The organism is Pseudomonas sp. GL_135 (genome assembly GCF_057834665.1).
Map to the genome: position 1 here is coordinate 4,733,149 of NZ_CM174408.1, position 23,275 is coordinate 4,756,423.

Below are 23,275 nucleotides of genomic sequence, written 5' to 3' on the forward strand. Positions count from 1 at the left end.
TACAACTAGAGGCTGGGAGCCCGCCAGCCCGCTGGTAAAACCAGCGGAGCATGACGAACAACCAACCTCTATCCGAGTCGTTATTAGCGACGCAGACCCAGACGACCGATCAGGGCGCTGTAACGGCTAACGTCCTTACCTTTCAGGTAATCCAGCAGCTTGCGACGCTGGTTTACCATACGGATCAGACCACGACGGGAGTGGTGATCCTTACCGTTGGCCTTGAAGTGGCCTTGCAGTTTGTTGATGTTGGCGGTCAGCAGTGCAACTTGCACTTCTGGCGAACCAGTATCACCAACAGCTTGCTGGTAGTCGGTTACGATCTGAGCTTTATCTTCAACGCTGAGTGCCATGTGGGCATTCCTTTTATCAAGAAACCGCTCCTGGGAGACGGCTTCAACAGGCCGAGAGCTGACTCTCGTATTTAAATGTGAGGAGTGACCATGCCTGTTAACAGCCACCCTCGTACCGCCGTGCCAGGAAACCCTGCCGCGACGGGTCCGGTCACTCTGACCGAATCAGTCGACGCGGCGCAATGCGCCCGTCCTCACTCACTTCACCGATCCCGATGAAGCGTCCTTCATGATCCTGCACCCGCACCATGCCGAACTTCGGCGCGTCGGGGGCTCTCACTGGCTGACCATGCAGCCAGTAAAACGAACTGTGCTCCGAGAACTGCAACAACGGCCAATCCAGCAACCCGCTGTCCGATGGCATCAGGAAGCGATCAACCGCCTCATTACCGCCTTCGGCATGCACCGCTTCCAGCTCTTCCAGCGTTACCGTCTGGGCCAGCGTGAAAGGGCCGGCCTGGGTGCGACGCAACTGAGCGACGTATGCACCGCAGCCCAGCTTCTCACCGATATCTTCCACAAGGGTACGAATATAGGTGCCTTTGGTGCAGTCGACAGCCAAACGCGCGGTCTCACCTTCGCACGCCAATAATTCCAGGCGCGCAATAGTAACAGAACGCGGTTCGCGCTCCACCACTTCCCCAGCCCGGGCCAGCTTGTATAACGGCTGACCGTCCCGCTTGAGGGCGGAGTACATCGGCGGTATCTGACTGATATCCCCGCGAAATGCCGGAAGCACCGCTTCGATATCCGAACGACCAACGGTCACAGGCCGCGTCTGCAGAACCTCACCCTCGGCGTCGGCCGTGGTGGTGGTCTTGCCGAGCTGCATCAGGGTTTCATAACCCTTGTCGGAATCGAGCAGGTACTGCGAAAACTTTGTCGCTTCACCGAAGCACAGCGGCAGAACGCCGGTCGCCAGCGGATCAAGACTGCCGGTGTGGCCGGCTTTTTCAGCGTTGAGCAACCAGCGCACTTTTTGCAGCGCGGCGTTGGACGTGAAGCCCAGCGGCTTGTCGAGCAGGATGATCCCGCTGACGTTACGGCGAATACGCTTGACCTGAGCCACGCCTTATTCCTCCGGACCGTCTTGCTTGGGTGCGGCTTGGTGCTGACCATCTTCAGCCACGGCACGCTCGATCAAGGCCGACAAGTGCGCGCCACGGGCAACGCTTTCGTCGTAATGGAAATGCAGCTGCGGAACGCTGCGCAGCTTCATCTCACGCGCCAGTTGCATACGCAGGAAGCCTGCAGCGGCGTTGAGCACTTTGATCGACTGCGCGATCTCTTCGGCGCTGTCCTGCCCCATCACGGTCATGAAGATTTTCGCGTGTCCGACATCACGGCTGACGTCGACGGCGGTGATGGTGACCAGCCCCACGCGGGGGTCTTTGATTTCACGACGGATCAGCTGTGCCAGCTCACGCTGCATCTGATCGCCGATACGCTGGGTACGGCTGTATTCTTTTGCCATGTCTTGTTACCTGTCACTGCTGACCCATGGCTAAAGCCATGTGGTCTGAAAGCGGCAAACGCCCGGCCTGGCGAGAGCCGGACCGGGCGTTGCGTTTAGAGTCCATGACCGACGCCTGACATTTTCATGCGGCGCAAGCCATGACTCCTGAAGCTCGCGATTTAGAGGCTGCGAGCCACTTGGACCTTCTCGAAGACTTCGATCTTGTCACCGACCTTGACGTCGTTGTAGCTCTTGACGCCGATACCGCATTCCATGCCGGCACGCACTTCGGAAGCGTCATCCTTGAAGCGGCGCAGGGATTCCAGCTCGCCTTCGAAGATAACGATGTCTTCACGCAGTACACGGATTGGACGGTTACGGAAGACAACGCCTTCGATGACCATGCAACCGGCGATCGCGCCGAATTTCGGCGAGCGGAACACGTCGCGGACTTCAGCGATACCCAGGATATTCTCCCGAACGTCACTGCCAAGCATGCCGGTGAGGGCCTTCTTGACGTCTTCGATGATGTCGTAGATGACGTTGTAGTAACGCATATCCAGACCTTCCTGCTCGACGATCTTGCGCGCACCAGCATCGGCACGCACGTTGAAGCCGAACAGTACAGCGTTGGAGGCCAGTGCCAGGTTGGCGTCGCTTTCGGTGATACCACCGACACCGCCGCCCACTACGCGCACTTGCACTTCGTCGTTACCCAGGCCATTCAAGGCACCCTGCAACGCTTCCAGAGAACCACGGACATCGGATTTGAGGACGATGTTGAGCGTCTTCTTCTCTTCCTGACCCATGTTCTCGAAGATGTTTTCCAGCTTGCCGGCGTGAGCACGGGCCAGCTTGACTTCGCGGAACTTGCCTTGACGGAACAGAGCCACTTCACGGGCTTTCTTCTCGTCGGCAACAACGCTCATCTCGTCGCCAGCGTCCGGCGTACCATCCAGGCCAAGAATCTCGACAGGGATCGACGGACCGGCTTCCTTGATTGGCTTGCCGTTCTCGTCGAGCATTGCCCGAACGCGACCGTAGTTGGAGCCAACCAGAACCATGTCGCCCTGACGCAGCGTACCGTCCTGAACCAGAACAGTGGCAACCGGGCCACGGCCCTTGTCCAGACGCGATTCAACCACAACACCACGACCCGGAGCAGACGGCGTTGCCATCAATTCCAGAACCTCGGCCTGCAGCAGAACGGCTTCAAGCAGCTCGTCGACGCCGGTACCCATCTTCGCGGAGACCGAGACGAAAGGTGTCTCACCGCCCCACTCTTCGGACGTGACGCCGTGAACCGAAAGCTCACTGCGGATACGGTCCAGGTCGGCGCCCGGCTTGTCGATCTTGTTAACGGCAACGACCAGCGGAACACCGGCAGCCTTGGCGTGTTGCACGGCTTCGATGGTCTGCGGCATCACGCCGTCGTCTGCAGCGACAACCAGAATCACGATGTCGGTTGCCTTGGCACCACGAGCACGCATTGCGGTAAACGCAGCGTGACCCGGGGTATCGAGGAACGTCACCATGCCACGCTCGGTTTCTACGTGGTATGCACCGATGTGCTGGGTGATACCACCGGCTTCGCCAGCAGCAACCTTGGCACGACGGATGTAGTCGAGGAGCGATGTTTTACCGTGGTCAACGTGACCCATGACCGTTACAACCGGCGCACGGGAGAACGTCTCACCTTCAAACTTCAGGGACTCGGCCAGGGAATCTTCCAGCGCGGTGTCGCTGACCAGGGTCACTTTGTGGCCCAGTTCTTCAGCGACCAGCTGGGCAGTTTCCTGATCCAGAACCTGGTTGATGGTGGCCGGAGTACCCAGCTTGAACATGAACTTGATGATCTCGGCAGCTTTGACCGACATCTGCTGAGCGAGATCGCCCACGCTGATGGTTTCGCCGATCTTCACTTCACGAACGACAGGGCCGGTAGGGCTCTGGAAACCGTGCGCGTTGCGCTTCTTCAGCTTGGCCTTGCCGCGACCGCCGCGACGGAAGCCATCGCTTTCTTCGTCGGTAGTACGAGGAGCAACGCGTGGCGTTGGCGCCTTTTCCTTGACCGATGCGCGATGCGGGGCGTTCTTGCGATCGCCATCACCACCGCCGCCGCTGCGACGATTGTTATCGTCGTTGCGTGGTTTGTCAGGACGACGCTGTTCGTCTTTCTTGCGATCGGCGACAGGCGCAGCAGGTGCCGCAGCCGGAGTCTCCCGAGCTGGCTCGGCAGCTTGCGGAGCCGGTGCCGGCGCTGCAACAGCCTCGGCAGCGGGGGCACCCGACGAAGGCTGACGGCGCGCTTCTTCTTCGGCACGCTGACGGGATTCTTCTTCAGCCTTTTGACGAGCGGCGTTTTCTACCGCACGACGTTCGTCCAGCTCGCGCTTGCGTTCGGCTTCGATTTCTTCCGGGCTGCGCTGAACAAAGACTTTCTTTTTACGTACTTCAACGCTGATGCTTTTGCTGCCAGCAACGCGAAGGGTACTGGTGGTCTTGCGCTGCAAAGTGATCTTGCGCGGCTCTTCCACCTTGGCCTTGTGACCGCTTTTCAGGTGCGTCAACAGGGCTTGCTTTTCGATATCGGTCACAACTTGTTCGGCGGCGTTGTGCGGCAAACCTGCCTCACGCATCTGCTGTAACAGGCGCTCTACCGGTGTGTCGACCGTCTTGGCCAGTTCTTTCACCGTGACTTGCGTCATGCACTTCTCTCCTCAGGCCGCATCTACTTACTCGAACCAATGGGCTCGGGCGGCCATGATCAACTTGCCGGCACGATCATCGTCAATGCCGTCGATGTCGAGCAGATCGTCAATAGACTGCTCGGCCAGGTCTTCGCGGGTAATTACGCCGCGCACCGCCAGTTCCATCGCCAAATCCTTGTCCATACCCTCAAGCGAGAGCAGGTCTTCGGCCGGATGGGCGTCTGCCAGCTTTTCCTCAGTAGCGATGGCTTTAGTCAACAAACGATCCTTGGCACGAGCGCGAAGCTCGTTGACGGTGTCTTCGTCAAAGCCGTCGATGTTGAGCATTTCTTCCAACGGTACGTAGGCAATCTCTTCCAGGCTGGTGAAGCCTTCGTCTACCAGAACCTGAGCGAGATCCTCATCGACTTCCAGCTCGTCGATAAAGTTGCGCAGGATGTCGCCGGTTTCCGCTTGCTGCTTGGCCTGGATGTCCGATTCGGTCATCACGTTAAGGGTCCAGCCAGTCAGCTGACTGGCCAGACGCACGTTCTGGCCACCACGGCCAATCGCCTGGGCGAGGTTGTCTGCGCCTACAGCGATGTCCATGGCGTGGGCATCTTCATCAACGATGATCGCTGCCACTTCGGCAGGCGACATGGCGTTGATGACGAACTGCGCCGGGTTATCGTCCCAAAGCACGATATCCACACGTTCGCCGCCCAACTCGCCGGAAACAGCCTGCACGCGAGAACCACGCATGCCGATGCACGCGCCTTGCGGGTCAATGCGTTTGTCCTTGGAGCGAACTGCGATCTTTGCACGCGAACCAGGATCACGGGAGGCAGCCATCACCTCAATGAGTCCTTCGGCGATTTCCGGAACTTCAATCCGGAACAGCTCGATCAGCATTTCCGGCGCGGTACGCGACAGGATCAGCTGAGGGCCGCGGTTTTCGGTGCGGATCTCTTTGAGCAATGCACGGACGCGGACACCCACGCGGAAAGTCTCCCGCGAAATGATGTCTTCACGCGCCAGCAGAGCTTCGGCATTGTTACCAAGGTCGACGATGACATTGTCACGTGTAACCTTTTTAACAGTGCCGGAAATGATTTCGCCCAGACGCTCACGGTAGGCGTCCACGACTTGAGCTCGCTCAGCTTCGCGAACTTTCTGCACAATGACTTGCTTGGCAGTTTGCGCAGCGATGCGGCCGAACTCGATGGAATCGATCTTTTCTTCTACAACGTCGCCAACGTTGGCGCCCGGGTGCGTCAGGGCAACTTTGCTCGGCCACGTTTCGATAGCCGGGTCGTCGAGGTCGTCTTCTTCGACGACGGTCCAGCGACGGAAAGTCTCATAGGCACCTGTTTGACGATTAATCTCGACACGCAGGTCTACTTCATCTTCAAAACGCTTCTTGGTGGCCGTGGCCAAAGCTATCTCAAGCGCTTCAAAAATCACATCGGCCGGTACGCCTTTTTCATTGGATACCGATTCAACAACCAGCAGTACTTCTTTGCTCATCGTACGCCTCGCCTTTCGCAAGCCATTGGATCCGCGGGATCCGCTGTATCTGGCACGTCTTAGTCAAACGTGGGAATAATGTTGGCTTTGTCGATCAGATCGATCGGCAACAGAAACTCGTGATCTTCAACCTGAACCACGACGTCCTGCTCCTCCACCCCGCGGAGAAGGCCTTGAAAGTTGCGTCGACCTTCAAACGGCGAACGCAGCTTTATCTTCACTTGTGCCCCGGCAAACTCGGCAAACTGCTCAATCGTGAACAGTGGGCGTTCCATGCCTGGAGAGGAAACTTCGAGCGTGTATTCGGAGCTGATCGGATCTTCCACATCCAGAATACCGCTGATCTGACGGCTGACGATCGCGCAATCGTCCACCAACACGCCGCCTTCTTTATCGATATAGACGCGCAACATCGAGTGACGCCCTTGAGACGAATACTCGATACCCCAGCATTCATAGCCTAGGGCCACGACCACCGGGGCCAACAAGGCCTGCAACTCTTCTAGCTTGCTCGACACCTGAACCCCCTCGTGCATGCTGCAAATAAAAAATGGGCAAAAGCCCAATCACGAAAACGCCGGCGAAAAGCGGCGTCATAAAGTGTCCAGCTAACAAAAAGCCCCTGAAAAGGGGCTCCGCTAAAACTGGTTGCGGGGGCTGGATTTGAACCAACGACCTTCGGGTTATGAGCCCGACGAGCTACCAGACTGCTCCACCCCGCGACAAAGCTGGGGCGGAAGTATACGACCGATCCAAATTTGGGTCAATCCGACACATCCACCTACAAGAAAGCCCGCTACTGCGGGCTTTCTTGTTAATTGGTACCGAGAAGGGGACTCGAACCCCTACACCCTATGGGCACAACCACCTCAAGGTTGCGTGTCTACCAATTCCACCACCTCGGCATTACAACTCTTTTGCAGCCCCAAAAACAGCTGCGAATCCGGTATTACTTTTGCTCTGGAGTGACAGGAACATCAGCAGGTACTGCAGCTGGTTTCTGTTGCCCTTCCAGAACCGGAACATCATCTGCTGCCGGCTTTTGCTTCACTTCCAGTACCGCTGGATTTGGCAAACCTACTTGAGTCAGCTGGTGAGCTTTCTCTTTAGCAAAGTAACCTAACCCTAAGCTAGTCATGAAGAAACAGGCGGCAAGTATAGCAGTAAGTTTACTGAGAAAGGTAGAGGAACCTTGCCCACCAAACACAGTATTTGATGCACCTGCTCCAAAAGATGCGCCAGCGTCAGCACCTTTGCCCTGCTGCAGCAAAACCAGAGCAACAACGCCCAGAGCACCCAGCAGATGAAGAACGACTACGACTGTTTCCAGCATTTTTTCAGTTTCCCGCGGCGCGAATGATCGCACCGAACTCATCTGCATTCAGGGAGGCACCACCAATGAGGCCTCCATCGATATCCGGCATGCCGAACAGTTCGGCCGCATTGGCCGCCTTCACGCTGCCGCCATATAGAAGACGCACACCTTGTGCGACTTCAGAATTCTCTTTCATCAATTGCGCACGAATCGCTGCGTGCACTTCCTGCGCCTGTTCCGGCGAGGCAGTCAGTCCGGTACCGATGGCCCAGACTGGCTCATAAGCAACTACCGCATTAACGAAAGCACCGATGCCAAGCTCCTCGATGATGCTGTCCAGCTGCTGCCCGACAACTTCGAGCGTCTTGCCGGCTTGGCGCTCTTCAAGTGTCTCGCCGATGCACAGTATCGGCGTCAGACCCGCTGCCTGAGCAGCCTCGAACTTGCGATTGAGTACTTCATTGCTTTCGCCCATTACCTGACGACGCTCTGAGTGCCCAACAAGCACAAACTTGCAGCCTGCATCCGCCAACTGAGTCGACGACACTTCTCCGGTCAACGCGCCTTGCCCGGCTTGATGGGCGCAATTCTGCGCACCAACGGAAATCGACTGCCCTTCCAGGCAATCAACCACAAGACTCACGTGCAGGCTCGGCGGGAAGACCGCCACATCTACGCCACCCGGAAGGGCGAGATTTGCAAGCCCCTCGATCAGCTCAGCGACGCTGGCGCGGGTACCGTGCATCTTCCAGTTACCAGCTACCATAGGGCGACGCATGCTGTACCTCGTCGGTCAAAGTGGGCGCAGATGTTACCCAACAGTTTCAACACTGGCAAGCCGAAATCAGACGCAAACTTCAGCAACCAGTTTTGCCAGCTCATCGGCATACCCACGGACCAGGATTTCGTCCTCGCCCTCGACCATTACCCGCACCAGCGGCTCGGTACCGGACTTGCGCAGAAGAACACGCCCACGCCCGCCCATGGCGGCGGTCACGCGGTCACACGCTTCAATGACAGCAGGATGCTTGACCGGATCAACGCCTCTACCCTCAAAGCGCACGTTGATCAGGACCTGAGGGCATTTCTTCAAACCTGAACGCGATTGCGCGAGGCTCTGACCGGTACGCTTCATCGACAGCAGTACCTGAAGCGCGGCGATGATCGCATCCCCCGTCGTGGTATGCCGGAAGCACACGACATGACCAGAGTTCTCGCCGCCCACCTGCCAGTCACGCTCCAGCAGTTCGGCGATGACATAACGATCGCCCACGTTGGCGCGCACGAACGGGATGTCAAGATCGGCAAGTGCCAGCTCCAGCCCGAGGTTGCTCATCAGGGTGCCGACGACACCTCCCTGCAACTGGCCGCGTTCCTGTAGGTCACGCGCGATGATGTAAAGCAGTTCATCGCCATCGACGATCGCGCCGGTGTGATCGACCATCAGCACGCGGTCGCCATCACCGTCAAAACCGATGCCCAGGTCAGCGCCATGCTCGACAACGGCAGCCTGCAGCGCTTCCATGTGGGTTGAGCCGCAATTGTCATTGATGTTGAGCCCATTGGGGGCCGCCGACAGCACGGTCACCTCGGCGCCAAGCTCACGGAACACATTCGGCGCCACTTTGTACGTTGCACCGTGGGCGCAATCGACAACGAGCTTCAGCCCCTCAAAATCAGTACTGGTCGGAACACTGCTCTTACAAAATTCGATATAACGACCCGCAGCGTCGTTGATACGCGACACTTTGCCCAGCTTATCTGACTCCTCGACCGTCATAGGCGAGTCGAGGAGCTCTTCGATCATGAGTTCGATTTCATCAGGCAGCTTGGTGCCCTGCCCGGAGAAGAATTTGATGCCGTTGTCGTAGTGCGGGTTGTGCGACGCACTGATCACGATGCCCGCTTCGGCATGAAACGTACGCGTCAGATAAGCAATCGCAGGCGTCGGCATCGGACCCAGCAGCATCACATCCGCTCCGGCTGCGGACAAACCTGCCTCAAGCGCCGACTCGAACATGTAGCCCGAAATACGTGTGTCCTTGCCGACCAGAATCCGGCATGCGCCCATTTTCCGGAAGGCCATCCCTGCTGCCCATCCCAATTTCAGCATGAAATCAGGGGTGATCGGGAATTGGCCTACACGTCCGCGGATACCGTCGGTACCGAAGTATTTTTTTGTGTTCATGGGTGCTCCAGATTTCTTATTTAGCTGATTCAACAGCAGCAATCATACGCACCACGTCAACCGTCTCCGGGACGTCATGCACACGCAGGATTTTTGCGCCTTTGACCATCGCCATGGCGGCCAGCGCCAGCGCACCATTTAGACGCTGATCAACAGGCTTGTCGAGAACCTTGCCGATCATGCTCTTGCGAGAGACGCCGACCAGCAGCGGACGGCCCAAAGCATGAAGCTCTTCCATATGCTTGAAGAGGCTCAGATTATGCTCGAGGGTTTTGGCAAACCCGAATCCCGGGTCGAGGATGATGCTCTCAACCGGAATGCCTGCCGCGACGCACTCCTCCATCCGCTCGCGCAGGAAGGAACTGACTTCGCCGATCAGGTCAGTGTAGTGAGGATCATTCTGCATGTCTGTCGGCTCGCCGCGCATGTGCATGAGGCAAACAGGCAAACCCGTCGCTACAGCGGCGTCCAGCGCCCCGTCTCGACGCAGCGAGCGAACATCGTTGATGAGACCTGCCCCCAGTCGCGCCGTCTCGCGAATGACGGCCGGCGTTGACGTATCCACTGAAATGATGACATCCAGCTCGGCGCTGATCGCCTCGACGACAGGCGCCACACGCTCCAGCTCTTCAACAGGAGAAACAGATCGCGCACCAGGGCGAGTCGACTCTCCACCGACATCGATCAAAGTCGCGCCCGCCAGCATCATCGCTTCGGCATGACGCAACGCCAGGTCGCGCTGCGCAAAGCGCCCGCCGTCCGAGAACGAATCAGGAGTGATATTAAGGATTCCCATCACATGCGTGCGGGATAAATCAAGAACCCGGTTGCCGCAAGGCAACCGGGTCGGGTGAAACGCAGAAGTCATGTCAGACCTTAGTGTTCAGCAGCAGGGCCGCCAATCGGCGATTCCGGACGCGGACCTACAGGTGCGATTGGAGTGCCGGAATCTCCGGAGCCACCTTCCCAGTCGCGAGGCTCACGTGGTGTGCGGCCTGCCATGATGTCATCGATTTGCTCGGCATCGATGGTTTCGTACTTCATCAGCGCGTCAGCCATCGCTTCCAACTTGTCACGATTATCCGTAAGGATTTGTCTGGCCGTGCCGTAGCACTGATCAATGATGCTGCGCACTTCAGAGTCGATAAGACGTGCCGTGTCACCGGAGAGGCTGGAATTTTGACCGCCGCCACCACGGCCGAGGTACCCGCCTTCGTCTTCGTCCGAATACATCAACGGACCCAGCTTCTCGGAAAGACCCCACTTGGTGACCATGTTCCGAGCGATCTGGCTGGCCCGCATGATGTCGTTGGAAGCACCAGTGGTCACCCCATCGAAGCCCAGTGTCATTTCTTCCGCAATACGCCCACCGTACAGCGAGCAGATCTGACTGATCAATGCACGCTTGGAAAGGCTGTAGCGATCCTCCTCCGGGAGGAACATCGTGACACCCAGCGCACGACCGCGAGGGATGATCGACACCTTGTACACCGGATCATGCTCTGGCACGACGCGACCCACGATTGCGTGACCTGCCTCGTGATAAGCCGTGTTCCGCTTCTCTTTGTCGGACATGACCATCGACTTGCGCTCGGCGCCCATCATAATCTTGTCTTTCGCCAATTCGAATTCTTTCATCTCGACGATGCGCTTACCCGTACGAGCGGCGAACAGCGATGCCTCGTTTACCAGGTTTGCCAAGTCGGCACCGGAGAACCCCGGAGTACCACGAGCAATCACACCTGGCTGAACGTCGTCACCCATTGGCACTTTGCGCATGTGTACTTTGAGAATCTGTTCACGACCGCGAATGTCGGGCAAGCCCACAACCACCTGACGGTCGAAACGGCCCGGACGCAGCAGCGCAGGGTCGAGGACATCTGGACGGTTGGTAGCGGCAATCACGATGATGCCGTCATTCATTTCAAAGCCGTCCATCTCAACCAGCAACTGGTTGAGCGTCTGCTCACGCTCATCATGACCGCCGCCCATGCCGGCGCCACGGTGACGACCTACCGCATCGATTTCGTCGATGAAGATGATGCAAGGCGCATGCTTCTTGGCCTGCTCGAACATGTCACGGACCCGGCTTGCACCAACACCGACGAACATTTCTACGAAGTCAGAACCGGAAATCGTGAAGAACGGTACCTTGGCTTCACCCGCGATGGCTTTCGCCAGCAAGGTTTTACCAGTACCCGGAGGGCCCACCATCAAGACGCCACGAGGGATGCGACCGCCCAGGCGCTGGAACTTGCCCGGGTCGCGCAGAAACTCGACGAGCTCGCCGACTTCTTCTTTGGCCTCATCACAACCGGCAACGTCAGCCAGTGTCGTCTTCACCTGATCTTCGGACAGCAGACGCGCTTTGCTTTTGCCAAAGCTCATCGGGCCGCCCTTACCACCTGCACCACCTTGCATCTGGCGCATGAAGAACATGAAGACGGCAATAATCACGAGGATAGGGAAGCTGGCGACGAGAAGCTGAGTCCAGATGCTTTGCTGCTCTGGTTGCTTGCCTTCGATCACAACGTTGTTGTCGACCAGATCACCGATCAGACCGTTATCCTGGATAGCCGGTCGGATGGTCTTGAAGGAGTCGCCATCGCTGCGCTTGCCGGTGATGACGTAACCATCAACGGCAACTTTCTCCACCTTGCCGTCCTTCACCTGCTGGATGAATTCGGAATAGTTGAGGGTCTGCGGCTCGTTAGGACTGGAGAAGTTGTTCATCACGGTCACGAGAACCGCCGCGATGATCAACCACAGGATCAAATTCTTTGCCATATCGTTCAATTAGCTACCCTCTGAAGCAAGCTCCACGCTGGAGCGTGCCTCGCATGATATTTACCGGCCTAACGTACTACAGATCCTACAGGCGTGGCAGGCGGCGTCTGTAACCCTTTGTGAAACTTTGACTACGCGATGTTGGTTACGCTCCCTTGATTAAGCTATTTGAAAAAAGCTATCGCTTGATCAAAGGCGCTCATCGCTCGCCGATCCCTCTATGCCGCGAAACCCGCGACCCAACAAATACTGCTCCCTGGACCGATCCCGCGACGACAAGGGCTTGCGCATCTGCACCTTGTCGAACAGCTTGCGGATGTCCTTGTGGTACACGTCAAAGCCCTCACCCTGGAAGACCTTGATCAGGAAATCCCCACCAGGACGCAGTACACGGCCGGCCAGATCCAGCGCCAGTTCACAGAGGAACATCGCGCGCGGCATATCCACAGCGCTCAATCCACTCATATTGGGGGCCATGTCGGAAATCACAAGGTCTACCTGCGTATTACCCACAGCCTCGAGGATCTGGGCGAGCACTTCATCCTGGGTGAAATCCCCCTGGATGAAGGTCACGTCGGGAATGCTGTCCATTTCCAGGATGTCCGATGCAATCAAACGGCCCTGACCACCAATCAGACGACTGGTCACTTGGGACCAGCCCCCTGGCGCTGCGCCAAGGTCGATGACCGTCATGCCGGGACGAATGATTTTGTCTTTCTCCTGGATCTCGAGAAGCTTGTAACTGGCGCGGGAACGGTAACCATCCCGCTGCGCCATTTTGACGTACTTGTCGTCGAAGTGTTCTTTAAGCCAGTTATGGCTGGTTTTGGAACGTGCCACGGAGCACCTCAAAAAATTAGGACGAGTCGCGATTAACCGGGCGGTCCCGGACTCGCTCGGGTAAACTGGCCGCCGCTTTTTACAAGATCAGACGCAGAGGTCAGATTATGCCGCTCACTCAAGAGCAGAAGAAACAATACAAATCCATTGGTCACCATCTGAAACCGGTGTTGATGGTGGCGGACAATGGTCTGACTGAAGGTGTGTTGGCCGAACTAGAGCGCGCGCTGGGTGATCACGAGTTGATCAAGATCAAACTCAACATCCTCGACCGCGAGAGCCGCCTGGCAGCCATCGCTGAACTGTGCAAAGTCGGTAAGGCCGATCTGGTGCAGGTGATCGGCAAAATGGCGCTGATTTACCGCAAGAACCCGAGGGTAAACAAGCAGCTTTCCAACGTCCACCGCTTCAACTGATCCTGTCGGGTCAGGGCGAATAAGCGCTGACCTTACGACTCGGCGCTCACCCGGAAACATGAGCGCAGACTCGGTCAGACCGGACATGCGACCGCCGGCTCGAAAGGTCAGTCAATGACCTTCGAACCCGCTGGCTGAATCACCACCCGCGCAAAGCGGGTGTCGATCATCAGACGTGACGCACTTCCACGATTTCGTACTCGATCACACCGCTCGGTGTTTTCACAGCGACGACATCGCCTTCTTCCTTGCCAATCAACGCGCGAGCAAGCGGCGAACCCACCGATATCTTGCCCAATTTGAAGTCAGCTTCGTCCTCACCCACGATGTGGTAGGTGACGCGCTCGTCCGTCTCAACGTTCGCGATTTCGACAGTGGTGCCGAAGATCACTTTTCCGGTGTGAGGGATCGTAGTGACGTCGATGATCACCTGATTCTGGATTCGGCCTTCGATGTCGCGAATACGCGCTTCGACCATGCCCTGCTGTTCGCGGGCGGCATGGTATTCGGCGTTTTCCTTGAGATCGCCCAGCTCACGCGCAGTCCCGATGTCCTGGCTGAGCTTGGGACGAACCACCTTGGTCAGGTGTGCGTGTTCTTCTTCCAGGGCGCGAGCGCCCTGAACGGTCATTGGGTACTTGATCATGCTTTGAGTCCTGCGTGTAGATCCTGCAAGCGGCGCACGGTTTTTTCAGGGCCGAACTTCAGCGCTTCACAGATGGCCTCGCCCGCGGCAATGGTCGTGGTGCAGTAAATCTTGTGCTGCAGGGCATTGCGGCGAATGGAGTAGGAGTCGGCGATCGACTGACGACCTTCGGTGGTGTTGATGATCAGTGTGACTTCGTCATTCTTGATCATGTCGACCACGTGTGGACGGCCCTCGGTCACCTTGTTGACGCGGCGAACTTTCAGCCCCGCCTCTTCGATCAGACGTGCAGTGCCGGCGGTTGCAACGATGTCGAAGCCCAGCTCGATCAAGCTACGTGCAACACCTGCCACCAGGGGCTTGTCGTCATCACGCACACTGATGAAAGCCGTTCCGCCAGTCGGTAGCACTTCACTGGCGCCCATCTGGGCTTTGGCGAAGGCTTCGCCGAAGGTGTCACCGACACCCATGACTTCACCGGTCGACTTCATCTCTGGGCCGAGGATCGGGTCAACGCCCGGGAACTTGGCGAACGGGAACACCGCCTCTTTCACGCTGTAGAAATTGGGGATGATTTCTTTGGTGAAGCCGAGCTCTTTCAGCGTTTTACCGGCCATGACTCGAGCTGCAATCATTGCCAGCGAGACACCAATGCACTTCGAAACGAACGGCACCGTACGCGAGGCGCGCGGGTTCACTTCAATGACGTAGATATCTTCGCCCTGCAATGCCAGTTGCACGTTCATCAGTCCGACAACGCCGAGCTCCAGTGCCATTTTCTTGACCTGCTCACGCATTTCGTCCTGGATATGCGCCGGCAGCGAATACGGTGGCAGCGAGCATGCCGAGTCACCGGAGTGAACGCCGGCCTGTTCGATGTGCTGCATGATTGCGCCGATTACCACGTCGGTACCGTCGCAGACGGCATCAACGTCCATTTCGATCGCGCAGTTGAGGAAGTGATCAAGCAGCACCGGGCTGTCGTTGGACACTTGAACCGCTTCACGCAGGTAGCGCTTGAGTTCGTCTTCTTCGTAGACGATTTCCATCGCACGGCCGCCCAGTACATAGGACGGACGCACCACTAGCGGGTAGCCGATTTTCGCAGCGGCCCGAATCGCCTCGTCTTCGCTGCGCACCGTAGCGTTTGGCGGTTGACGCAGGTTCAGTCGCTCAACCATTTGCTGGAAGCGCTCACGGTCTTCTGCACGGTCAATGGCGTCCGGGCTGGTGCCGATGATCGGCACGCCTGCGGCCTCCAGCGCGCGAGCCAGTTTCAACGGGGTCTGCCCGCCATACTGAACGATCACGCCTTTCGGCTTCTCGACGCGGACGATTTCCAGCACGTCTTCCAGGGTCACTGGCTCGAAGTACAGCCGGTCGGAGGTGTCGTAGTCGGTCGATACGGTTTCCGGGTTGCAGTTGACCATGATGGTCTCGTACCCGTCCTCCCGCAGCGCCAGCGCAGCGTGCACGCAGCAGTAGTCGAACTCGATGCCCTGGCCAATGCGGTTCGGACCGCCACCCAGAATCATGATCTTGTCGCGATTCGTCGGGTTGGCTTCGCACTCTTCCTCGTACGTGGAGTACATGTACGCAGTGTCGGTGGCGAACTCGGCGGCGCAGGTGTCAACGCGCTTGTAGACCGGCAGCACGTCCAGCTTGTGACGGTGCGTGCGCAGGTTTTTCTCGGTCACACCCAGCAGCTTGGCCAGGCGTGCGTCCGAGAAGCCCTTGCGCTTGAGGCGATACATAATGTCGCGGTCAATCGCCGACAGACCGAGAGTCTTGACCTTCTCCTCGTCCTTGATCAGATCTTCGATCTGCACCAGGAACCAAGGGTCGATCATGTTCATGCCGAAAATCTGTTCAACCGTCATGCCGGCACGGAAAGCGTCGGCTACGTACCAGATGCGCTCGGCACCCGGAACCGTCAGTTCGCGCTTGAGAATGCTCATGCTTTCCGGATTGCTCAGGTCCAGCTTCGGATCGAGACCGCTGACGCCCACTTCAAGGCCGCGCAGAGCTTTCTGCAGGGATTCCTGGAACGTCCGGCCGATGGCCATGACTTCGCCGACCGATTTCATTTGAGTGGTCAGACGCGCGTCAGCTTTCGCGAACTTCTCGAACGCAAAGCGCGGCAGCTTGGTGACGACGTAGTCGATCGACGGCTCGAACGACGCCGGGGTCTTGCCGCCGGTGATTTCGTTCTGCAACTCGTCCAGCGTGTAGCCGACAGCTAGCTTGGCTGCCACTCGGGCGATCGGGAAGCCGGTAGCCTTGGACGCCAGTGCAGAAGAACGAGAAACCCGTGGGTTCATCTCGATAACAACCATGCGGCCGGTGTCAGGGCAGATACCGAACTGAACGTTGGAGCCGCCCGTTTCGACGCCGATCTCGCGCAGGACCGCCAGCGAAGCGTTACGCAGAATCTGGTATTCCTTGTCGGTGAGCGTCTGTGCTGGCGCAACGGTGATGGAGTCGCCAGTGTGGACGCCCATCGGATCGAAGTTTTCGATGGAGCAGACGATGATGCAGTTGTCCTTTTTGTCGCGGACAACTTCCATTTCGTATTCTTTCCAGCCGATCAGCGACTCGTCGATCAGCAGCTCTTTAGTCGGCGACAGGTCGAGACCGCGGGCGCAGATTTCTTCGAACTCTTCACGGTTGTACGCGATGCCGCCACCGGTGCCGCCCATGGTGAAGGACGGACGAATGATGCACGGGAAACCCAGCTTTTCGAGGACCGCATTGGCCTCTTCCATGCTGTGAGCGATACCGGAACGCGGGCACGCCAGGCCGATGGATTTCATGGCTTTGTCGAAACGCGAGCGGTCTTCAGCCTTGTCGATGGTGTCGGCATTGGCGCCGATCATTTCAACGCCGAACTTCTCCAGAACGCCCTCGCGCTCCAGGTCCAGTGCGCAGTTCAGTGCGGTCTGGCCGCCCATGGTTGGCAGCAGCGCGTCAGGGCGTTCTTTTTCGATAATCTTGGCGACGGTCGCCCATTTGATCGGCTCGATGTAGGTCGCATCCGCCATGGCCGGGTCGGTCATGATGGTGGCCGGGTTCGAGTTGACCAGAATGACGCGGTAACCCTCTTCGCGCAGGGCCTTGCAGGCCTGGGCGCCGGAGTAGTCGAATTCGCAGGCCTGGCCGATCACGATCGGGCCAGCGCCAAGAATCAGGATGCTTTTAATGTCTGTACGTTTTGGCATGGGTTGTCACTCGAATCCTGTGTCAGTCGGCAAGCCGTCTTGAACATCTCAGGTGCCGGGCGGGCTGTCGGATCGGGTCCGGTCCGCCGCGGTCACCTGTTCGCTACAGTCGCAAGGCAGCCTCAGCGGCGTTTGTCCATGGCTGTGATGAAGCGATCGAACAGCGGCGCGACGTCAGTCGGGCCCGGGCTCGCTTCAGGGTGACCCTGGAAGCTGAACGCGTCCTTGTCGGTGCGCTCAATGCCCTGCAGGCTGCCATCAAACAGCGACTTGTGAATCGCGCGAACGTTGCTCGGCAGGGTCGCTTCGTCCACCGCAAAACCATGGTTCTGGCTTGTGATCATGACCACGCCTGTGTCGAGGTCCTGAACCGGGTGGTTGGCGCCGTGGTGGCCCAGATCCATCTTGATGGTCCGAGCGCCGGAGGCGAGCGCCAGCAGCTGGTGGCCCAGGCAGATACCGAACACCGGAATGTCGGTCTCGAGCACATCCTTGATCGCTTGAATGGCGTAGTCGCAGGGTTCCGGATCGCCAGGGCCGTTGGACAGGAAAATGCCGTCCGGCTTGAGCGCAAGCACTTCGCTGGCCGGGGTTTGCGCCGGTACGACCGTTACACGGCAACCGCGCTCCACCAGCATGCGCAGGATGTTCAGCTTGACGCCGTAGTCCCAGGCGACCACGTGGTACTTCAAGTCGGCTGCGGCGACCTCGGGGCTGCTGTCGGACTGCAGGTTCCAGACCGTGGAGCGCCACTCGTAGGTGTCTTTGGTGCTGACTTCCTTGGCGAGGTCCATGCCCTTCAGACCTGGGAAACCTCGTGCTGCCGCGATGGCGGCCTCTACGGAAATGTTGTCGCCAGCCATGATGCAGCCATTTTGAGCACCCTTCTCGCGAAGGATGCGCGTCAGACGGCGTGTGTCGATGCCCGCAATCGCAACGGTTTTATTGGCTTTCAGATACTCATCCAGGGGCATCTTGTTACGCCAGTTGCTCGCAACCAGTGGCAGGTCGCGAATGACCAGACCCGCCGCCCAGACGCGGTCGGACTCGGCATCTTCCGGCGTGGTGCCGGTGTTGCCGATGTGCGGGTAAGTCAGGGTGACGATTTGCTGGGCATAGGAAGGATCGGTAAGAATTTCCTGATAGCCGGTCATTGCGGTGTTGAACACCACTTCACCAACGGTTTGACCGTCGGCACCAATGGCTTCGCCGCGAAAAATGCTGCCATCAGCAAGGGCGAGTATGGCTGGCTTAGTCAAGAAGACCTCCCGTAATAAAGCCTGAAAGGGCGATCGCAGGTTGTAAAAAAGCGGAATGACGTATAGACACGTCACCCCGCTTTTTTCATAGAATTATCTGCGCGCTTTTAGTGGACACACTAAAGCTGTAGCTTACAGAAAGAGGTCTTTTTAATCCACCGCTAAAATTGCCGTGAGGGCTGGGGAGTGCGACGGGACATCGCGTAGCGGGTGTGTAATGGCTTGAAACTGCGGGCAGGATACAGGGAAAGCCCCTCTCCTGCCCGCATTGTTACTGGTGACATGTAAGCGCCGGAAGACTCACCGCAGGTCGAGTACGTCCTGCATGTCGTAAAGACCCGGCGCCTTGCCATCAAGCCACAGCGCGGCACGCACTGCGCCCTTGGCAAAGGTCATCCGACTGGAAGCCTTGTGCGTAATCTCCAGACGCTCACCCTCGGCAGCGAACAACACAGTGTGATCACCCACAACGTCACCGCCACGGACCGTGGCGAAGCCGATCGTCTCCCGCTCACGAACACCGGCGTAGCCCTCACGACCGTAAACGGCGACCCTGCTCAAATCACGCCCCAGGGCATTGGCAACGACCTCACCCATGCTGACCGCCGTACCCGATGGCGCGTCGACCTTGTTGCGGTGATGAGCTTCGATGATCTCGATGTCTGCATCTTCACCCATCACTCGCGCCGCCAGATCCAGCAGCTTGAACGACAGGTTCACCCCCACACTGAAATTGGATGCGAAGACGACTGGAATATCTCGACTCGCTTCCACCAGCAGATGCTTTTGGTCGACGCTCAAGCCGGTGGTACCAATGACCATCGCCTTGCCCGCCTTACGGCAGAACGCCAGGTTTTTCAGCATGACGTCGGGCAGTGTGAAGTCGATCAGGACGTCAAACTCATCCATGACCTGCTCCAGATTACCGGTCAACTGAACACCGATACGCCCCAGCGATGCGAGTTCGCCGGCGTCAGCGCCGATCATCGTGCTGCCGGGACGGACGATGGCCGCTGTCAGCCCGGTGAGCGGCGCACGATCCTGCACCGCCTCGATCAGGTTCTTGCCCATGCGCCCGGCGGCGCCCATCACAGCAATGCGTCGCATGCCCTGCCCCTTAGAGATCGCCGAAGAAACGCTTCACACCTTCAAACCAGCCACTGGCTTTAGGCGAATGAGAGCTGTCGCCTTCGAGGGAGGCGCGGAACTCTTCGAGCAATTCGCGCTGACGACGGCCGAGATTGACCGGGGTCTCTACCGCCACACGGCACATCAAGTCGCCCGCGCCACCGCCACGCACAGGGGCCACGCCTTTCCCGCGCAGACGGAACTGCTTACCGGTTTGCGTGCCTTCCGGGATCTTCAGCTTGACGCGACCGTCCAGCGTCGGCACTTCCAGCTCACCACCCAGCGCAGCGTCGGTGAAGCTGATCGGCACTTCGCAGTACAGGTGCTTGCCGTCGCGCTGGAAGATGGCATGTTCACGCACGTTGATCACAACGTACAGGTCGCCCGTTGGGCCGCCCTGCGTCCCCGCTTCACCTTCGCCCGACAGACGAATGCGATCGCCGGTGTCGACGCCTGGCGGCACCTTGACCGACAGCGTCTTCGATTCTTCGACACGGCCTTCGCCATGGCAGGAGTCGCAAGGGTCGGAAATGATCTTGCCGTTGCCGTGGCAACGCGGACAGGTCTGCTGAACAGAGAAGAAGCCCTGCTGCATACGCACCTGGCCAATGCCGCCGCACGTCGGGCAGGTCACCGGGGACGAGCCTTTTTTGGCGCCGCTGCCGTCGCACGGCTTGCAGTTGACCAGTGTCGGGACACGGATGCTGACGGTGGTGCCACGCACGGCTTCTTCAAGATTCAATTCGAGGGTGTAGCGAAGGTCGCTGCCACGCTGGGCACCGCCACGACCACCGCCGCCAGCACGGCCGCCACCGAAGAAGTCGCTGAAGACATCGCCGAAGATGTCGGAGAAGTTGGCGCCACCGCCGCCGAAACCACCACCCCCCATGCCCTGATCCACACCGGCATGACCGTATTGGTCATAGGCCGCGCGCTTGCTGGCATCGGAAAGAACTTCGTACGCTTCGTTGGCTTCTTTGAAGGCGTCTTCCGAAGCCTTGTCACCCGGGTTGCGGTCAGGGTGAAATTTCATTGCGAGACGGCGATACGCCTTCTTCAGGTCCGCTTCGCTGGAGCTACGCTCCACTCCCAATACTTCGTAATAATCACGCTTTGACATAAATTTTCCGCACTCTTGAGGACGTCCGGCATGACCCTCCTGAGTCTGCCGGACTCGTTGAGCCCCTTTCAGGCCCGGACCCAACTCACGTCATTAAACGATCCTGGTCTTGGTTCAGCGGCCTTTGATCGACCGTGAAAAGCGGCAGAACAAGCCGGAGTGCAGGAGCATCCGGCTTTGCCACAAAGCCCGCGATACAGCTTCGCGTGCTTGAAAATTTTGGGTGTTCCAGACACGCCAACGCGGGAGCAAGCTCCCGCGCGGCGACATCCTACCAGCGACTGTTAGAAAGCAGTCAACCGGCGATCAAGTGAGCCTGCGCTTACTTGTGGTCTTTTACTTCTTCGAACTCGGCGTCGACTACGTCGTCAGCCGGCTTGCTTTCTTCCTGAGCGGCCTGGGCACCGCCTTCAGGTTTTTCGGCTTGCTCGGCGTACATCTTCTGAGCGACCGGCGCGGAGACTTTCGACAGCTCTTCGATCCTGGCGTCGATGGCAGCCTTGTCGTCGCCCTTCACAGCGGCTTCAAGTGCAACCAGTGCGGCCTCGATAGCGGTTTTTTCTTCAGCGGTGACTTTGTCGCCGGCGTCTGTGACCATTTTGCGAGTCGAGTGCACCAGCGCGTCGCCCTGGTTGCGGGCAGATGCCAGCTCTTCGAACTTGCGGTCTTCGTCCGAGTTCGCTTCAGCATCGCGAATCATCTGCTGGATTTCTTCATCCGACAGACCGGAGTTGGCCTTGATCACGATCGACTGAGTCTTGCCTGTCGCCTTGTCTTTCGCGCCGACGTGCAGAATGCCGTTAGCGTCGATGTCGAAGGTCACTTCGATCTGAGGCACGCCACGCGGTGCTGGTGGAATCTCGGCCAGATCGAACTTACCCAGGGATTTGTTCTGAGTCGCCTGCTTACGCTCGCCCTGCAGCACGTGAATGGTCACTGCGCTCTGGTTGTCGTCGGCAGTCGAGAACACTTGCGATTTCTTGGTAGGAATCGTGGTGTTTTTCTCGATCAGCGCCGTCATCACGCCGCCCATGGTTTCGATACCCAGCGTCAGCGGGCTCACGTCCAGCAGCAGAACGTCTTTTACGTCGCCGGCCAGTACCGCACCCTGGATCGCTGCACCCATGGCAACGGCTTCGTCAGGGTTAACGTCTTTACGCGCTTCCTTACCGAAGAACTCGGTGACCTTCTGCTGAACCAGTGGCATGCGGGTCTGGCCGCCGACCAGAATCACGTCGTTGATCGCGCTGATTTCGATACCCGAGTCTTTCAGCGCAATGCGGCAAGGCTCGATGGTACGTTGCACCAGATCCTCAACCAGCGATTCCAGCTTGGCGCGGGAAATCTTCACGTTCAAGTGCTTAGGGCCGGTGGCGTCTGCAGTGATGTACGGCAGGTTCACGTCGGTCGAATTGCTCGAAGACAGCTCGATTTTGGCTTTCTCGGCAGCTTCTTTAAGACGCTGCATCGCCAGCGGATCACCCTTCAGGTTCATGCCGGATTCTTTCTTGAATTCGTCGACCAGGTAATCGATCAGGCGGTTGTCGAAGTCTTCACCACCCAGGAAGGTGTCGCCGTTGGTGGCCAACACTTCGAACTGGTGCTCGCCATCGACTTCAGCGATTTCAATAACGGAGACGTCGAACGTACCGCCACCCAGGTCATAAACGATGACGGTGTGGTCGCCCTTCGCTTTGTCCATACCGTAAGCCAGTGCGGCTGCGGTTGGTTCGTTGATGATGCGCTTGACGTCCAGACCCGCAATACGACCGGCATCTTTGGTGGCCTGACGCTGGCTGTCGTTGAAGTAAGCCGGAACGGTGATAACCGCTTCCGTTACTGCCTCGCCGAGGTAATCCTCAGCGGTCTTCTTCATTTTCTTCAGAATTTCAGCCGAAATCTGAGGCGCGGACATTTTCTTGCCGTTGACTTCTACCCACGCATCGCCGTTGTCAGCTTTGGCGATTTTGTACGGCACCATCTTGATGTCTTTCTGAACGACTTCTTCGTCGAACTTACGGCCGATCAGGCGCTTCACTGCGTACAGCGTGTTGTGCGGGTTGGTGACAGCCTGACGCTTGGCCGATTGACCAACAAGAATCTCGCCGTCATTGGCATACGCAATGATCGAAGGGGTGGTGCGTGCGCCTTCCGCGTTCTCGATGACCTTGGCGACGCCGTTTTCCAGAACCGAGACGCAGGAGTTGGTGGTCCCCAGGTCGATACCGATAATCTTGCCCATGTTGAATCTCCCGAAACTTAAATTTGGTTGCCGCAACTGCATTTACAAATTGCGGTAATTCTTAAACGCTTGGCCTGTAAATGGGGGCCA

At 58.1% G+C, this 23,275-nt stretch carries 19 protein-coding genes and 2 tRNA genes; 1 reads left to right on the forward strand and 20 read right to left on the reverse strand.

All coding sequences use genetic code 11. The features are described 5' to 3' along the window. Positions 1-83 precede the first annotated feature (83 nt). The 14 genes from rpsO to rlmE form a co-directional block, all read right to left on the reverse strand. Complete coding sequence (rpsO, locus tag AC3ISG_RS20950; protein ID WP_037015114.1) at positions 84-353, reverse strand: 30S ribosomal protein S15; 270 nt, start codon at positions 351-353, stop codon at positions 84-86. A gap of 151 nt (positions 354-504) precedes the next feature. Beyond that, positions 505-1,422, reverse strand: a complete 918-nt coding sequence (gene truB / locus AC3ISG_RS20955; RefSeq protein ID WP_065987599.1) for a tRNA pseudouridine(55) synthase TruB — start codon at positions 1,420-1,422, stop codon at positions 505-507. 3 nt (positions 1,423-1,425) lie between these two features. After that, on the reverse strand, positions 1,426-1,827 hold the full coding sequence (gene rbfA, locus AC3ISG_RS20960) for a 30S ribosome-binding factor RbfA (RefSeq protein ID WP_122535428.1): 402 nt from the start codon (positions 1,825-1,827) through the stop codon (positions 1,426-1,428). Positions 1,828-1,988: 161 nt separating this feature from the next. Then, positions 1,989-4,517 (reverse strand): translation initiation factor IF-2, encoded by a 2,529-nt coding sequence (gene infB / locus AC3ISG_RS20965; RefSeq protein ID WP_122535427.1) that lies wholly within the window; start codon positions 4,515-4,517, stop codon positions 1,989-1,991. 27 nt (positions 4,518-4,544) lie between these two features. Next, positions 4,545-6,026, reverse strand: a complete 1,482-nt coding sequence (nusA, locus tag AC3ISG_RS20970) for a transcription termination factor NusA (protein ID WP_065987602.1) — start codon at positions 6,024-6,026, stop codon at positions 4,545-4,547. A 59-nt stretch (positions 6,027-6,085) separates the two neighbouring features. Next, positions 6,086-6,544: a ribosome maturation factor RimP gene (gene rimP / locus AC3ISG_RS20975; RefSeq protein WP_163022007.1), complete on the reverse strand. Its 459-nt coding sequence runs from the start codon at positions 6,542-6,544 to the stop codon at positions 6,086-6,088. Positions 6,545-6,671: 127 nt separating this feature from the next. Beyond that, positions 6,672-6,748 (reverse strand) — tRNA-Met (locus AC3ISG_RS20980). 97 nt (positions 6,749-6,845) lie between these two features. Beyond that, positions 6,846-6,931: transfer RNA gene (locus AC3ISG_RS20985), tRNA-Leu, on the reverse strand. A 44-nt stretch (positions 6,932-6,975) separates the two neighbouring features. Then, complete coding sequence (gene secG, locus AC3ISG_RS20990; RefSeq protein ID WP_122535425.1) at positions 6,976-7,359, reverse strand: preprotein translocase subunit SecG; 384 nt, start codon at positions 7,357-7,359, stop codon at positions 6,976-6,978. A gap of 4 nt (positions 7,360-7,363) precedes the next feature. Next, on the reverse strand, positions 7,364-8,119 hold the full coding sequence (tpiA, locus tag AC3ISG_RS20995) for a triose-phosphate isomerase (RefSeq protein ID WP_489297867.1): 756 nt from the start codon (positions 8,117-8,119) through the stop codon (positions 7,364-7,366). A gap of 66 nt (positions 8,120-8,185) precedes the next feature. Then, on the reverse strand, positions 8,186-9,529 hold the full coding sequence (gene glmM, locus AC3ISG_RS21000) for a phosphoglucosamine mutase (RefSeq protein ID WP_122535423.1): 1,344 nt from the start codon (positions 9,527-9,529) through the stop codon (positions 8,186-8,188). Between the two features lie 16 nt (positions 9,530-9,545). Then, a complete protein-coding gene (folP, locus tag AC3ISG_RS21005) occupies positions 9,546-10,397 on the reverse strand; it encodes a dihydropteroate synthase (RefSeq protein ID WP_489297868.1) in 852 nt (283 codons plus the stop codon). 8 nt (positions 10,398-10,405) lie between these two features. Next, a complete protein-coding gene (gene ftsH / locus AC3ISG_RS21010) occupies positions 10,406-12,316 on the reverse strand; it encodes an ATP-dependent zinc metalloprotease FtsH (protein ID WP_122535421.1) in 1,911 nt (636 codons plus the stop codon). A 189-nt stretch (positions 12,317-12,505) separates the two neighbouring features. Further along, positions 12,506-13,156, reverse strand: a complete 651-nt coding sequence (gene rlmE / locus AC3ISG_RS21015; protein ID WP_065987607.1) for a 23S rRNA (uridine(2552)-2'-O)-methyltransferase RlmE — start codon at positions 13,154-13,156, stop codon at positions 12,506-12,508. A gap of 107 nt (positions 13,157-13,263) precedes the next feature. On the opposite strand from rlmE, the gene AC3ISG_RS21020 reads away from it, so the two are divergent. Then, a complete protein-coding gene (locus AC3ISG_RS21020; RefSeq protein ID WP_489297869.1) occupies positions 13,264-13,572 on the forward strand; it encodes a YhbY family RNA-binding protein in 309 nt (102 codons plus the stop codon). 169 nt (positions 13,573-13,741) lie between these two features. On the opposite strand, the gene greA is transcribed toward AC3ISG_RS21020, so the two are convergent. The 6 genes from greA to dnaK all read right to left on the reverse strand — a co-directional run bounded on the left by greA (position 13,742) and on the right by dnaK (position 23,227). After that, complete coding sequence (gene greA / locus AC3ISG_RS21025) at positions 13,742-14,218, reverse strand: transcription elongation factor GreA (RefSeq protein ID WP_122535420.1); 477 nt, start codon at positions 14,216-14,218, stop codon at positions 13,742-13,744. Continuing rightward, the gene (gene carB, locus AC3ISG_RS21030; protein ID WP_369318943.1) at positions 14,215-17,436 is read right to left on the reverse strand and encodes a carbamoyl-phosphate synthase large subunit; all 3,222 of its coding nucleotides are present in this window, start codon (positions 17,434-17,436) and stop codon (positions 14,215-14,217) included. The genes greA and carB overlap by 4 nt, the downstream gene beginning before the upstream one ends. 122 nt (positions 17,437-17,558) lie before the next feature. Continuing rightward, complete coding sequence (gene carA / locus AC3ISG_RS21035) at positions 17,559-18,695, reverse strand: glutamine-hydrolyzing carbamoyl-phosphate synthase small subunit (protein WP_489297870.1); 1,137 nt, start codon at positions 18,693-18,695, stop codon at positions 17,559-17,561. Positions 18,696-18,995: 300 nt separating this feature from the next. Continuing rightward, the gene (gene dapB, locus AC3ISG_RS21040) at positions 18,996-19,802 is read right to left on the reverse strand and encodes a 4-hydroxy-tetrahydrodipicolinate reductase (RefSeq protein ID WP_489297871.1); all 807 of its coding nucleotides are present in this window, start codon (positions 19,800-19,802) and stop codon (positions 18,996-18,998) included. Positions 19,803-19,812: 10 nt separating this feature from the next. Then, a complete protein-coding gene (gene dnaJ, locus AC3ISG_RS21045; RefSeq protein ID WP_489297872.1) occupies positions 19,813-20,943 on the reverse strand; it encodes a molecular chaperone DnaJ in 1,131 nt (376 codons plus the stop codon). 322 nt (positions 20,944-21,265) lie between these two features. Continuing rightward, the gene (gene dnaK / locus AC3ISG_RS21050; protein ID WP_489297873.1) at positions 21,266-23,227 is read right to left on the reverse strand and encodes a molecular chaperone DnaK; all 1,962 of its coding nucleotides are present in this window, start codon (positions 23,225-23,227) and stop codon (positions 21,266-21,268) included. Between the last annotated feature and the right edge of the window lie 48 nt (positions 23,228-23,275).